The sequence below is a fragment of the Nocardia puris genome, from assembly GCF_003315035.1.
Classification (GTDB): domain Bacteria; phylum Actinomycetota; class Actinomycetes; order Mycobacteriales; family Mycobacteriaceae; genus Nocardia; species Nocardia puris.
In genome coordinates, this window is the sequence record NZ_QNRE01000035.1 from 1 (window position 1) to 13,153 (window position 13,153).

12 protein-coding genes and 2 pseudogenes are annotated in these 13,153 nt (G+C 61.1%); 6 read left to right on the forward strand and 8 right to left on the reverse strand.

The window, feature by feature from the left end:
* Positions 1-27 precede the first annotated feature (27 nt).
* The 6 genes from DFR74_RS34665 to DFR74_RS34690 all read left to right on the forward strand — a co-directional run bounded on the left by DFR74_RS34665 (position 28) and on the right by DFR74_RS34690 (position 5,870).
* On the forward strand, positions 28-1,041 hold the full coding sequence (locus tag DFR74_RS34665; RefSeq protein ID WP_459178109.1) for a GH-E family nuclease: 1,014 nt from the start codon (positions 28-30) through the stop codon (positions 1,039-1,041).
* 14 nt (positions 1,042-1,055) lie between these two features.
* Positions 1,056-1,484, forward strand: coding sequence for an ankyrin repeat domain-containing protein (locus tag DFR74_RS34670; protein WP_067514473.1), 429 nt, complete (start codon positions 1,056-1,058; stop codon positions 1,482-1,484).
* A gap of 9 nt (positions 1,485-1,493) precedes the next feature.
* On the forward strand, positions 1,494-1,928 hold the full coding sequence (locus tag DFR74_RS34675) for a YbaB/EbfC family nucleoid-associated protein (RefSeq protein WP_067514470.1): 435 nt from the start codon (positions 1,494-1,496) through the stop codon (positions 1,926-1,928).
* Positions 1,929-2,345: 417 nt separating this feature from the next.
* Positions 2,346-3,104 (forward strand): hypothetical protein, encoded by a 759-nt coding sequence (locus DFR74_RS34680; RefSeq protein ID WP_067514468.1) that lies wholly within the window; start codon positions 2,346-2,348, stop codon positions 3,102-3,104.
* Positions 3,105-3,838: 734 nt separating this feature from the next.
* Positions 3,839-5,158 (forward strand): DNA cytosine methyltransferase, encoded by a 1,320-nt coding sequence (locus tag DFR74_RS34685; protein ID WP_084538238.1) that lies wholly within the window; start codon positions 3,839-3,841, stop codon positions 5,156-5,158.
* Between the two features lie 178 nt (positions 5,159-5,336).
* Positions 5,337-5,870, forward strand: a complete 534-nt coding sequence (locus tag DFR74_RS34690) for a very short patch repair endonuclease (protein WP_232331940.1) — start codon at positions 5,337-5,339, stop codon at positions 5,868-5,870.
* Positions 5,871-6,098: 228 nt separating this feature from the next.
* Here DFR74_RS34690 and DFR74_RS34695 read toward each other — a convergent pair whose 3' ends face one another.
* The 8 genes and pseudogenes from DFR74_RS34695 to DFR74_RS36465 form a co-directional block, all read right to left on the reverse strand.
* Positions 6,099-6,929, reverse strand: a complete 831-nt coding sequence (locus DFR74_RS34695; RefSeq protein WP_232331939.1) for a GIY-YIG nuclease family protein — start codon at positions 6,927-6,929, stop codon at positions 6,099-6,101.
* 181 nt (positions 6,930-7,110) lie between these two features.
* Positions 7,111-7,830, reverse strand: a pseudogene (locus DFR74_RS34700) (transposase).
* Between the two features lie 987 nt (positions 7,831-8,817).
* Complete coding sequence (locus DFR74_RS34705; RefSeq protein ID WP_170160857.1) at positions 8,818-10,353, reverse strand: AAA family ATPase; 1,536 nt, start codon at positions 10,351-10,353, stop codon at positions 8,818-8,820.
* 449 nt (positions 10,354-10,802) lie between these two features.
* Positions 10,803-10,931, reverse strand: a pseudogene (locus DFR74_RS34710) (IS481 family transposase); the annotation flags it as partial.
* 71 nt (positions 10,932-11,002) lie between these two features.
* Positions 11,003-11,299 carry a WXG100 family type VII secretion target gene (locus DFR74_RS34715; RefSeq protein ID WP_067514462.1) on the reverse strand — a complete coding sequence of 99 codons (297 nt, stop codon included), beginning with the start codon at positions 11,297-11,299 and terminating at the stop codon, positions 11,003-11,005.
* 9 nt (positions 11,300-11,308) lie between these two features.
* Positions 11,309-11,629 (reverse strand): WXG100 family type VII secretion target, encoded by a 321-nt coding sequence (locus DFR74_RS34720; protein ID WP_067514460.1) that lies wholly within the window; start codon positions 11,627-11,629, stop codon positions 11,309-11,311.
* Positions 11,630-11,888: 259 nt separating this feature from the next.
* Positions 11,889-12,680, reverse strand: a complete 792-nt coding sequence (locus DFR74_RS34725) for an MmyB family transcriptional regulator (protein ID WP_067514458.1) — start codon at positions 12,678-12,680, stop codon at positions 11,889-11,891.
* Between the two features lie 173 nt (positions 12,681-12,853).
* The coding region (locus DFR74_RS36465; protein WP_459178108.1) for an MmyB family transcriptional regulator at positions 12,854-13,153 on the reverse strand (300 nt) is incomplete at its 5' end.

Consider the following 13,153-nt stretch of genomic DNA (forward strand, 5'->3'; position numbering starts at 1 on the left):
GATTCCGGTGAGCCGTCGTGGTGGGGTCTGGTCGCTGAGTACACCCAGGGCGAGTTGTGGCCCAACGCGCAGATCGACACCCTGCGTGACGCGGCGACGGGGTGGAGCTGGTGCTCCGAACAGCTGACGACGCACCTGAACTTCCAGCCCGCCCGCGACGCGATCGCTGGTCAGCAATCTCCGGAAGTGCAGCAGATCCTGGACCAGATCACGGTCCTGGAGAACCAAGCGCGGATGTTGTCCGAGCAGTTCATGACGCTGGCTCGTGGGCTGGTCGGCTACGCCCAGGCGGTGCAGGACACCCGCAATGAGATCCTGAAAACCCTCGGCGAGTTCGTCGTGCTGGGCGCGGCGGTCGAGGGTGTCTCGTGGGTGCTGGCCGGGCCGACCGGCGGGCTGTCGGTGCTCGGCGGCAACGGTGCGCTCGCCGCCCGCGCGGCGGTCGTCGGGACGCGCATCGCCGCCGCGTGCCGTGGCCTGGTCGTGACCGCTGAAGCGACAGGGCTTCCGGTGATCGCGGCGACGGGCGCGTTCGCGCGTTCGGTGCAGGAGCTGACACCGTTGCTGACCTCGCAGGTCAGCCTGCTCACCGCGCAATCGGCTGGTCTGGTCAACCCGCTGACGCTCGATGACCTCCGACTACTGTCGAGAACCCGCCCCTACCTGCGGGTCACCACCACCAGACCGGTGTATGCCGGTGCGCCGAAAGTCACCGTCAACGGGCAGGAGTTCTACATCAGCGCGACCGACCGGAGTGTTCTCATCCCGGTCAGCGGCAAGTATGACGACCCCGCGATCCTGAAACTTCCCAAAGACCCGCGCAACGAGTACTACCTCGGCGCGAACGGGATGAAGTATCCGATCGACTCCAGGCCAGTGATGGGGCATGACGCCGGGCACGAGTTCTGGCGGATGCGTGAGGAAGCTTTGCGGCAGGGGATGACCTGGAAGGAGTTCTGCGACTATGTCAACAACCCGAAATTCTATCGAATAGAGGACGCTCCCGGGAACTCGCGCCACATCTTCGAAGCACCCAAGTAGGAGGAACGACCCTCATGTGGAAGAAGAAGCCACCCGCCATCCCCCGTGACCGCGCCGGTCGCACCGAACTCTTCTACGCTGCCGCCGACACCGAGGGCGACCCCGCCCGCGTCGCCGAACTACTCGCCGCGGGCCACGATCCCAACCACCGCGACAACGACGGCCTCACACCTCTGCACGCCGCCGCTCAGTACGACAGCGTCGAGTCGATTCGAACGCTCCTCGACGCGGGCGCCGACGTCAACGCCCAGGACTCCCAGGGGGATGTACCGCTCTACTACGCGTTCCGCAGCCCATGGAGCAGCGCCCAGGTGGTTCAGCTCCTGCGCGACCGGGGCGCGGACCCGCTGCTGCCCAACCATCAGGGCTACACCCCGCTGTCGTTCCTCGCGATGCTGTCCAACAAACCGGAACTGCAGGCCGTGTTCGCCGACCTGCGATGACGAACCGACATGACCGACGTCGACGACTGGGAAGCCCGACTCGCCCACGAACTCGACGACATCCGGGCCAGTACCCAGCAACTCCGCGCAGCGGTGGCTGCGATTCGCGGGCGTGCCGACAAGCACGGCGTCACCGTCGAGGTCGACGCGCGCGGCGATATCACCGACCTGCGGATCTCGCCGGCGGCGATGCGGACCTCGCACACCCAACTCAGCACGGCGATCACCGACACCTACCGGGCCGCACGCGCTGACGCATCGGCGAAGGTGAACCGCGCCCTCCGATCCGCCGACCCGCGCCTGCGCGCAGCCGCCGAACAACTGAAAACCGCACGCTCGCAACCGAACACCGCGCCGTCGCGCCCGATGACCGAGGACGAGATCCAAGCCGCCGACGACGCATTCTTCGAGCGACGCAACCGCGACGGCTGGACCAACCGCTGACTCGCCGCCGAGGGGTTCCTCAGCAGGCGATCGCGGTGGGGCAGGTTCTCTCGGCCGGAATGTAGAGGCCGTGGGTGAGGCAGACGTCGGGGCAGGCGTTGTATTGGTCGATCTCGATGCTGAGCGCGAGGGTTGGTGTGGTGCACGGCAGCGTGATCTGGAACGATGCCGGGCGTGAGGTGGGTAGAACTTGTCGGTGCGTGCTGAGATGGTTTGGCGCATGTCAAGCTTTGCGATCGCAGCCGAGTCTGCGCACTCGGGGACATGGCTGTATTTGTGCATATCGTCAGCGTCTTGGCGTCGGTGGGACGTGGGAGGCGCGCTACAGGGTTCGTTCGCGCTCCGGAACGTGGGGCGCGAGGTCGGAGGCGCGGTCCCGAGGACGGTTGAGATCCGATCTGAGGTGAGCTGCATCCGATGACCGTCGACATGTTCGAGCACCGCTTCCGCCAGGAGCTCAACAGGCTGGAGCCATTCCATCCCAACGACACAAGAGATCCGCGCGTGTGGCCACGCCGCGGATCCCACGAGGGGGAGTTCCCCGCCTGGCGGGCGTTGTTCACCGCGCTGTGCCTACATCGGCACAGCACCGGGTATCGGCTGCCTTCTTATGAGGAGTTCTTCAACTTCTGTAGAAGCGCCTACACCAAGCACCACCCGAGACCAGACCGCTTTGTTCCGTACTTTCAGGGAGAGCTGCTGGCGGGTATGCGCCAGCGCGTCGGCGTCTGGTACGAATCGGGCATAGCGGAAACCTACCTCTATGCCTGCCTCGCCGAGGCGATCGAGGACCGGGCGAAGGTCGGCGTCGTGCTCTACGACCCCCGGGCGGACTGGAAGCTCAAGGCCGACATCGTGGTCATCCTCAATGGCCAGGCGATGCGAGTGAGCGCCTACGTCGGCCATGGCGAAGATCGCCCGGACCTCGAATCTGAGCGCGATGTGATCGAGCACGAGCGTAAGAGGAACACGCCCGAGTCCGCTCACTGGGGCAACTCTGCGCTGCGAACAATGCCACCGTTCGAGATCGCTATCACTGAATCCGACGCACAGGTGGTGAACGGATGCCGCCTGTTTTCCATCAGTGCGGTCAACAATCTTCTAGGCCAGCTCTACCAGCATGCGGGAGCGCCCACCGCTCAGAGGTGGACGTTCCGGCAGCGCCCGTCGGCATGACCCGTACCACATGGGTTGCCTGCCTACTCCTCCGCCCTGGGGCCAGCAGGCGGCCGATTGCCAGCGCAAGCCAGGCCTTTGATCCTTATCCATTGTGTAACGGCTCGACCGTACATCGGTGCTGGCGATCGAGTGCGACGCGGTTCGGAGGTCGTTCACCGTGGGGCGATCGGTAGCGCACGTGGCGGAGGATGAGGCCGGACAGTCGCGGCAGTCAGGAGCTTGCGGCGTAGCGCTGTGACAGCAAGTCGAGCATGAAGGAGTCCGTCGCGGGGTTCGGTACACCCGGTCTATGGCTATCCTGTTCACTGGCGCACGCTCCCTGCGTGCTCGCATGCGACACGGCGATCGGGCCAAGCTAAGGATCGGATTGCCTCTCTGGATTCGGACAACTCGACCCATCACGAGACATAGATGTTGATGTTTACGCAGCTCAGAAGGTCTACCCGAGTGTGATGCTGATGTCATTGCGGCGGATGTGGTTGTTGCGAAACCTGCCACACAGGTCCCACCGGTACGGTGTCAGCCGGAATCGAATGCAATAATGACACCGTTGTAATTCGCGATGAGGAGACCGAGGTGAACCTGTCCCTGCTCGCCGGGTCGCGAGCCTTGCCTTCGTGGCCGCTGTCGGCTCTGGGTGACAAGCAAGCTTGGGATGGCGCCAACGCCCTAGCAACGACTGCAACCGTACGTGGTTATACGGCCCGGCGCGGCCAGACAAGAGGGGATAGATGCACAGCTTCTACGAGTTCTTCGCTGGCGGCGGCATGGCCACGGCGGGTCTGAACAAGAGCGGCGACAAATGGGAATGCCGATTCGCCAACGACATCGACAAAAAAAAGGCCGCAAGCTATATCAAGAACTGGCTACCTGAGCATGCTCAGGAAACGGTCGAGCGGACAGACGAGGCGCTTAACCGAGACGCGGACCGCAGCGCGGAGAAGATCCGAATGGTCGGGCACCTGGCGGTGGGCAGCGTCGCAGATGTGGATACCAAGAAACACCTGGGCGACGATCAGGTCGACTTGGCGTGGGCGTCGTTTCCCTGCCAGGACCTGTCTCTGGCAGGGTCCGGCGCTGGCCTGAGCGGTGAGCGATCGGGCACATTCATGCCGTTCTGGAAACTTATCAAGACGCTGCGTGATGAAGGCCGTCCGCCCAGGCTGGTGGTACTCGAGAATGTGGTCGGAGCTCTCACTGCCGGCAAGGGGCAGGACTTCGTCACTCTCGGCGACATGTTGGCTACAACCGAGTATCGTTTCGGGGCTGTTGTAATCAACGCTGACCATTGGGTTCCGCAGTCGCGGCCCCGGTTATTCATTATCGGAGTCCACAAGGACGTGCCCCTCAAAGAAGAGCTCGTCTCTGAGACCTGGCAATTCCCTTGGCACACAAAGACTCTCGTTGCTGCTCATCAGCGTTTGATAGAGGGGTCGCATGCCACCAGGAAGCACGACGCGTGGGTCTGGTGGAACCTCCCGAACCCTCCCTCGAAACGGACCGATTATCAGACGTTGTCAGATGTGGTACGCGAAGGCAATCCCAAAGGCGTGGCTTGGCACAGCCCTGAGGAAACGACACGGCTGATCGAGGAGCTTATGAATCCGGTCAACCGGAAGAAAGTTCGCAATGCCGAGAAGATGTCGATCGAAACGAACAGTCCGATCGTCGGAACTGTATACAAGCGGATGCGGCCTGAGGGCGACGTGATTGGTGAAGATGAGAAGGGCAGGCCGATCCGTGCGAAAGTGCAAAGAGCTGAGGTTCGTTTCGACGGAGTGGCTGGCTGTCTACGGACGCCTGGCGGGGGCTCAAGCCGTCAAACGATCTTGATCGTCGATAACGGAGTCTCGCGCTCCCGGCTCTTGTCTCCTCGGGAGACAGCCCGTCTCATGGGCTTGCCCGAGGACTATCATCTGCCTGAACGATATAACGACGCTTACCACCTCACAGGGGACGGCGTTGTTGTCTATGTCGTTGATTTCCTAGCGCGTAGCATTCTTGAGCCCTTGCTGGCGGGCGTCGCTGGGGCTGATAAATTGAGTGCATGACAGCGCGGGGCCCGGAAGCGGCTATCGTCGAAATCGCGAGGCATGGGTAATGACTCCCAGTCGCTGGTTCTCCGCGTCGTATGGAGCCATGATTGCTCTCGAGCGCCACTCGGATAGCTTGTAGGGGAGCGCTGGCGGAATAGCTGAGGATGGTGCCCGGTCATCATTGGAGGAACTAGTGAAGCGGCGCGACAAGGCCATCGCGGACGTCGAGAGCGACCTGGCAGGTATTGCCGTCAGCGATGATCGGCAAGCTGACTGTGAAGTGAAAGAGACTCCCGAGCAGCGGAGCCGTACCATGCGCGCCGTGGGTTCGCGTGATACCGGCCCCGAGATGGTCGTTCGCCGCTTCCTCCATGCCGCCGGGTTGCGGTACCGACTGTACGACCGACGACTCCCGGGCAAGCCTGATGTGGTGTTTCCTGGTCGTCGAATAGTCGTATTTGTACACGGTTGCTTCTGGCACCAGCACCCTGGCTGCCCGGCGGCGGATCGACCTGCAACGAACACGGAATACTGGAGCCGCAAGCTGGACGGCAACATTGCACGCGATACTCGTCGCAAATCCGAGCTTCATGCCGCAGGATGGGAAGTTATGATCATTTGGGAATGTCAAACGCGCGATCCAACTGCTCTTTCCCGTCTTCTCGCACAAATTCAAAAGGTGCAGCCCTCCCGTTCGCGAACGGCCAGGACATGTAGGAAAATTTGATGGCTTCGATAATTTTCGCGACTCCTTCAAGTCAGCAAGCGAACTCGCACTGAATCGCCCTAAAAGGAGTGTCCCTCCATCGGGCGAACTGTGTCAGTGCCTGATGATGCTCTGCTTCGAGGAGCAGGCTGGTATCTGGGTAGCCGGACGCATGAGGGAATGAACAACTATGCGATTAGTGGAATAGAATCTATTAATTATCGAAAGTGGGTCCGAACGAACATCACGCTATAACTGATCGTTCTCGCCGCCAGTCTCAAGATTAGGCTCATCTCCGTCCGCTTCGGAATCGAGATCTACCGTACTGGAAGACTCCTGTAGTACTGAGCCGACTAGATCGGGCATCGCTATCGACGACGGCTTCGGTTCAGGGCGGCCTTCGATATACGCAAGTCTTTGCGCTGACAAGTAAGTCAGCCGGACAGCTTGGACCACTAGCGCACGCCACAGGCCAGCAGAGACTTCGCCACGCTCCCGAGCGACAGCAGCGAGACGGGAGATCGTTTCTGCCCGGCGCGCGATCCGAATATCGGGATGCTCCCGTTCGGTGCGAACGTGATCCGAGATCAGCTTTCCGCGCAGCGACGCAGGAAGCGAGCAGCGCTCGGACACGGGAGGGATCTTTTCATTCAAAATCGCATTATAGCGTGACTTTTTGATGGCGTCGAGGTAGGCCGTGTACTCTGTCTGGTTGAGATGATCCTGGGCGGCGGCAAACGCCTCAGGATCCTCCTTCTTCGTAACTCCCTCGTATTCCCACAATGGCCAGATCTCGACTTCTGCGACCTCAAATATATCCAGAATTCGCATCGCCACCGCGTCGGTGCGTTGATTAGTCAGGTGACGCCTGATTCGCGTCCGAAGCCGCTCGTTCGTCTGCCCGACGTAGATGGGCTCACCGTCATAGTCGTAAAAGGCATACACGCCCCATTGGGCCGAGGACCAAACTCGTCCTTGCCGGTCCTCTTCTTCCAAGAATTCCTTCAGAAGGACACGGAACTCCCTGACATCAGTTGCTGGCAACTCACTCTTCTTCGGCGTCTTTTGCTTGGAATTCACGGAAGCTTTCCCTTGACTGGACACCGGTCGTACTACCCCACTGTTCTCGAACCCCGATTCGCCGGATCGTCGCAATGAGCGGCAATCTCACCGTCGGCGTGCTGTGCTTGACTCTCACAGAGTACTCGTGAGCGTCGGCCTTGCCAGGTGCGCACCCTGATGACAGGCCATAAGAGAGCGCCTATCTGGTTCGGTTGCTGAGCCGTCGCCAGCAGATCAGTGCCGCACCGAGATTCAGGAATCCGTAGTGGATCTCGATGCGGCGTTCCCACCGGACGGTCAGGCGCTTGTACTGGTGGAGCAGGGCGATGGTTTGCTCCACGATCCAGCGGCCCGGCGGTGACCTTGTTGCAGGTTCCCTGGCACGGGATGTAGCCGGTGGTGCCGCGTTTGCGCAGCTCGGTGTACACGTTGGGGTAGTCGAAGCCTTGTCGCCGATAAGGGTCTTGATCCGGCGCCGCGGTGGCCTCGGACGTCCACACGCTAGGGACGGACCCGATCGAGCACGGGCGCCAGCATCAGGTGGTCGTTGAGGTTGGCCGCGCGGACAGCTCGACGACGAGCGGGAACCCGTTGCCACAAGTCAGCAGGTGATGCTTCGAACCGGTCTTGGCTCGGTCGAAGTCGATCAACCCCGGCGGCGTTGCTGCGGTCCAGGACAGCCTGGTGCATCGCCTCGAACACCCCGGCGGCTTGCCGGTCCCGCGCGGCCTGCGCCAACACGTCATCCCCGACCCGAATCCGAGTTCTTGGGGCAGGTCATCCCAGCCGATCCCGGTGAACAACACGAACAAGATGCCCTGCAACACCACCTCGGGTCGTGCTGGGCCGGGCCAGGTGTCCCCGCCGGTTTTACCGGTAGTAGGGGTTCGATGACCGCCCACAACTCGTCATCCACAATCCAGGATGCTGCCACGGCGAAATATCCTGCACGACAGCGGGTCTCACCGTCACCTGACCGAGCCCGATAGGAACTCTAATTCCCTGCTTCTCGTGTTCACTATACGGACCGAATTGGTTACCATTCTGCCCTGCAGAACCACTCTTCGTCGGCTAGGGATTCATATATGACGGATCGAACGTTGTTTACGGTGCGCAGTGCATTCGCAACGTCACTTGCCGCGCATAGTCTGTCTGCGCGTGCAGAAGCGGCAGCGATCGAACTGTTCGCACATTGCTCATGTTGCCGCCGCACTGCCTCCTGTGATTCCAAGATGTATTGCGCCGCACACCCGGAGTAGACTGTCTGCAAATCGAAGCGTTCGAACAGAAATCTGACCCTGCGCCCGGTGTGATCAGGCCAATCCATTGGTGGCTGGACATAGAAGCGGACGGCAGGCGGGTCGCCGCGTTGTACTTCGGCATACAACCAACGCTCCATAGGGTCAGGTATTTCTTCGCCATACGGATGGTATGGACTCTCGTCTGCGCGCGTCGCAGTGAAATTGTTCAGCGTACGGTTGCAGTCGGAGCAGCACGGAACCAAGTTCCATGGGTCCACCGACAAAGTTGCGTAGTTGGCCTTCGGCAGGAAGTGGTCCAGCGTTGCAACTCTGGTCGCATTGCAGTATGGACACAACTGAGTTATCTTGACGGCTTTAATAGCATCATAGTATCGGCGCGGCGCGGACGCCGCCTTACCTACTAGTCTTTCGGTGTAGAGATATTCCATATCCTCCTTGGAGAGTCTAGCTAGTGGAAAATCTTGGGGAGTCGCCATCCATGTTGTTCCATTTTTGATGAAGCCTTGTAGCTTCTCGCTGTTCTCCTGGGCGTGGGTTAGGTCCTCGGCAACGCGGTCAGCAATACCTTCCCGGCGTGACCGCCTTACACACTCGGTGATGATTTCGGTGACGCTGCACTGGGGTGGTTCACTCCTCCACACTGCCTACTGCTGCCGATCTCGTTGTCCGAATATCTGGCTTCGGAGAATTGCCCGACCTTCGAAGCCGATCTGCGAGCCAAATTCGGCGAGGGCACTCTCGTAAGTGGTGTTTCGTTGCGCAGCATCTGTCAGCATTCGATGAAACCCAGTCGCAGTGACTTCGAGCCCGAAGACAGTGTTTGTCAGCGAACCGACATTCTCGCCAAAGGTTTCCAACTCGGGGCGATTAGCCCAGACGGATCGTCCAGACCGAGAGAGCATCCACACGCACGATCTTGGAACCTCTTGAAGGACGACTGGGGAGTGGGTGGCGGCAACTGCTACACCGTTGCGGTTGGTGAGGAGATAGCTCAGGGCTCGGATGTATGCGGAGAGTAGGGGCGGGTGCAAATGCGCCTCGGGCTCATCGATCAGGACGAGCGTCCTTTCTTCCACATGTTCGACGAGTTTCGTGAGACTAAGGAGAACGATTTTGTGCCCCGAGCTGAGTTTGTCTTTGAATAGTACGGGTAGTTCTCGACTCAGAGATTCTGCCGTGCCCTCTCGTATCATCTGGCTTATTTGGGCATCTGCAAATACTGGATCGTTTTCCAAATGCTCTATGGCCCTTATCCAACGTATTTTTTTCGCAGGCATTTCTCTAATGAACATGATGGCAGTCTTCGTGAGTTCGCCTGCGAGGGCGGGCGTGTCCTTCAAGCCCTCTTGGCTCAGCCTTCGGAGTCCGACGTAATCGATATATCGTCTCCGGCTCTTGCTCTCAGGCTCCGTTCTCACCGGTTCAAGAGATTCGAATGCACTGAATGAAATGGTCACAATATTTGCAAAGCTCGCGTCAGGCTCCTCATCAACTTCGATACTTCTGAATCGCCCGAAGCGGGCGTCTTGATCCGAATGTTCGTACCTTGCCTTGAGATCCAATGCCATATCGTTGAGTAGCCTAGATTTTCCCACACCATTCCTGCCGACGATCACATGGACGTTCGTCGGCGGCCACGACCGAGGGCTGACCTTAAAATCGAGCACTATATTTGATCCGGACGGCGTGAACTCGAATCGGAACACAGTCTCGGGAGCGGATCCATGTGCAATCCTGTGAAACTGGCCCTCCAGCTCGGTTTTCGATACCTCGCGCATAAGCGACGTCTGAGTTACGTCGAGATCGAGTACGCTTGACCTCAGTGTTGCGTCGTATGCAATATCGCGCAGAGCGCCCATTGCGCAATCAAGAATGTCCGCGCCTTGCTCCATCAGGTTCTTATAGAATTGTGGGCTTTGACCCAGGGAGAAGGTGCCTTCGGGGAGCCGTTCAATACGGCCCGTGGGGAGGCTAGGGCTGACTTTGATCTCGCCGTCAATGTCGCGCTGGCCGATTTTGGTGGACCCGATATCATGGCGTGTACCATCCGAGTCGAAGTAGATGACGCCGTAAAGGGTCTGATACTTCCACCAATCGTTCCAGTCTTCGTGCACCAGCACAAGCAGATCGCGGCCAGTGGCCACCTGAGAACCGCGTCTTGTAACCTGGATCTTGAGCATGCCGCCGTCCCGAGAAGTGGATCGTGTACCGGTTGCATGGATGATATCGGTCCCGTTGCCACGTTGTCCGACAACGTCCTCGCCGCCGTTCATGACGTCGGCAACAGACAATCCTCGCCGCACTCGGTATTGCGAAGTGCTCCGACCGGACTTCGCGATCGGTGATCGCGCTGGTCAGTGGATTTGGCATGGATTGGCCACCGCGTGGTCATGTTGTATTCGATTGGAACACAACTGGATTGGTCGCCACGCTGGTCACGGCGCAGCGCCTGGCTGCCAGCGACGGGAGTTCGACGAGGTGACCGGTCGGACTGGTTCCCGGTTGCCGCGCAGGTGGAGCCCGCCGGATCGCGGTGCGGATACTGGCCGGGTTGACGCAGAGATACTGTTGAAGAAGTTGGTGACGCTGGCGCGGAGGCGGCTGGCTGGGGGCGGTTTCCGGCGGCTGAATGTGGCCGATGGATGCCGTGCGCCCGGCAGAATGCCCGTGCTCGATCCATGAATCCCCGTGCTGTCACTGCCTTTTCATCGCCGAGCGCTTCGGTGTAGGCCAGCCGGGAGTAGCCATCGACCGCGGCGCCGAAGCAGAAGTTGCCGACGGTGTAGTAGGCATTGGGATCGATGCGGATCTCGATCGACGGTGGTGCCACTATTCGCGCCCGAGCATCCGCAGGTTGGATGTCAGTGTCTCGGTATAGTTCTCGTGCGCCTGCCGTGCGATGTCACAGACCGTGGCGATACCTTCCCTGACCTCTGTGGCGCCCTGCATCCACTCCCGGTGGGCTTGGGCGTGCTTGGTGGCCGCCTCGCCGGTCCAGTTCTGGTGCATGGCCGCGATGCGTTGCTCCAAACCGGCGAGTGAGTCGGTGATGAAGCCGTCGAACGCCCTGATTTTCTGTGTGATCTCGTCCAGCTCGGCCAAGTTGACCGTGAACGGGTTGGTCATGATATCCCCCTACAGGTCCAGCGAACTCCAGGTCTGAGCATTACTGGTATCGGTCGCGGTGTAGCGGCGGCTGGACACACCCAGCAGATCGGCCAACGTGCCCAGCGCCTCGAGCACTTCCAACGCGCCACTGCGGGTTTCCTGCCAACCCTGCAGGTAGGCATTCGCGGCATCACCGGTCCACGACGACATCAGCTGCTCAATCTCTCGATCGACCGATCTCACCTCCGCGATCAGTTCCTCGGCCGTCAACTTCACGAACTGGCCGGTGTCGCTGACCTCGGCAGGTACCACATTCAACTGATCGTCAGAATCAGATCCCGACCCCATGACCCTCCCCAATCCCGGCTACCGGCCTATACGAGGAGCTTAACCTGAATCCGCCGACGCACGACCTCATGCCGCATGAAACTTCGCCTTGACGGATCCACGTCGTCTCGGAGGGAGCCAGCGACGAGGTGGATGGGTGAGACGTCGGCAACTCGACCCGTCACGGGCTTGGGCCGCTTTCTGTTCGGCATGCAACTTCTGCCAGCGCGAAGCCGTTGCACGTTCACTGCCGTGGCCAGGAAGCGCACCAATCCGTTGCTCAGCAGGCGATGGCGGTGGGGCAGGCGAGGGTGGTGGTGTTGTAGAGGCCGTGGGTGAGGCAGATGTCGGGGAAGGCGTTGTATTGGTCGATCTCGATGCTGAGGTGGACGGGTTGGTTGGTGCAGGGTATGTGGATGCGGATGGGTGTGGGGCGTGAGGCGTCGTAGGCGACGTGCATGGGGGTGGTGTCCCATGCGTCGCGGAATTCGTTGTGCGTGCGTAGGTTCCGGAACAGGGTGCGTGCTCGGGGCAGGTCGCGGTGGCGTCCGAGTGCGGGGCGCAGGAGGGTGACGAAGTAGCGGAGTTCGTCGTCCCAGTTGTTGATGATGTTGCGGGCGGCGGGTGTGAGCATCCACTGGATGATGTTGTGTCCGGCGTCGGCGAGGCCGGGCATGACGCGGTGGAAGCCGGTGTTGGCGTGCAGGACGGTCTGGAGGGGGTCGGTGTAGGCGGCCAGGATGTCGCGGGTGTCGAGGTGGTTGAGGTGGGCGTGGACGCCGAGGTTGGTGAGGTGGCGGCGCATGTCCGCGGCGAGTGCGAGGTCGGCGGAGGGCTGGATCAGTTCGTGCAGGTGGCGCCGCTGTGCGGGGGTGAGGTCGAAGACGTGGACCAGGCCGTCGAAGGCGCGGGGGCCGGGGGTGGTTCGTTTCTGGATGAGCTGGTGGAGGTAGGAGACGCTGATTCCGGCGTGGTGGGCGAGGGCCTCGCGGGAGAGGTTGAGGTGGTGGCGCAGGTATTCGACCGAGTCGTGGTAGTCGGGCATCCCGGTGAGCGCGGGAGATGTCAGCATCTCACCGCGCTCGTCTCTGCGGGGGTTCGTGCGTGATGTCTGCGGTTGGTGACCGGCGGCGGGTTGCGGGTCTGGGGTCGTGCTGGGTGAGCCTGGCTGGCATTGGTGTGCTCCTGTTCGAGGGGTTGAGTCTGGCCGGCATCGCGAGGCGGGTGGGTTGGGCTGTGGAGGTGTCATGGTGGGGGCCGGTCGGCGGGGTCGCGGTAGGCGAAGCAGAGGTGGAGGTCCGGGGTGCCTTGTGCGCCGAGGTGGATGTGTGCGGCGTAGGGCTGGCCGGTGGTGGGGTCGCGGAGGTGGACGGGTTGCTCGGTCCGGACGCCGTAGGCGACCGACAGGCGGGTGTCCCACAGCCGGGTGAAGGTGTCCGCTGCGCGGAGTTCCTGGTAGAGGGTGCGTGCGTGGGGGGTGTCGCGGTGGCGGCCGAGCGCGCCGCGTAGCGAGGCGACGAGGTAGGCGGCGGCGCTGTCCCAGTG

Excerpts from the sequence above, each read along its gene's own strand:
- DFR74_RS34670 (WP_067514473.1), top strand. The coding sequence starts at position 1,056 with ATGTGGAAGAAGAAGCCACCCGCCATCCCCCGTGACCGCGCCGGTCGC.
- DFR74_RS34675 (WP_067514470.1), top strand. The coding sequence starts at position 1,494 with ATGACCGACGTCGACGACTGGGAAGCCCGACTCGCCCACGAACTCGAC.
- DFR74_RS34680 (WP_067514468.1), top strand. The coding sequence starts at position 2,346 with ATGACCGTCGACATGTTCGAGCACCGCTTCCGCCAGGAGCTCAACAGG.
- DFR74_RS34685 (WP_084538238.1), top strand. The coding sequence starts at position 3,839 with ATGCACAGCTTCTACGAGTTCTTCGCTGGCGGCGGCATGGCCACGGCG.
- DFR74_RS34705 (WP_170160857.1), bottom strand. The coding sequence starts at position 10,353 with ATGCTCAAGATCCAGGTTACAAGACGCGGTTCTCAGGTGGCCACTGGC.
- DFR74_RS34715 (WP_067514462.1), bottom strand. The coding sequence starts at position 11,299 with ATGACCAACCCGTTCACGGTCAACTTGGCCGAGCTGGACGAGATCACA.
- DFR74_RS34720 (WP_067514460.1), bottom strand. The coding sequence starts at position 11,629 with ATGGGGTCGGGATCTGATTCTGACGATCAGTTGAATGTGGTACCTGCC.
- DFR74_RS34725 (WP_067514458.1), bottom strand. The coding sequence starts at position 12,680 with ATGCTGACATCTCCCGCGCTCACCGGGATGCCCGACTACCACGACTCG.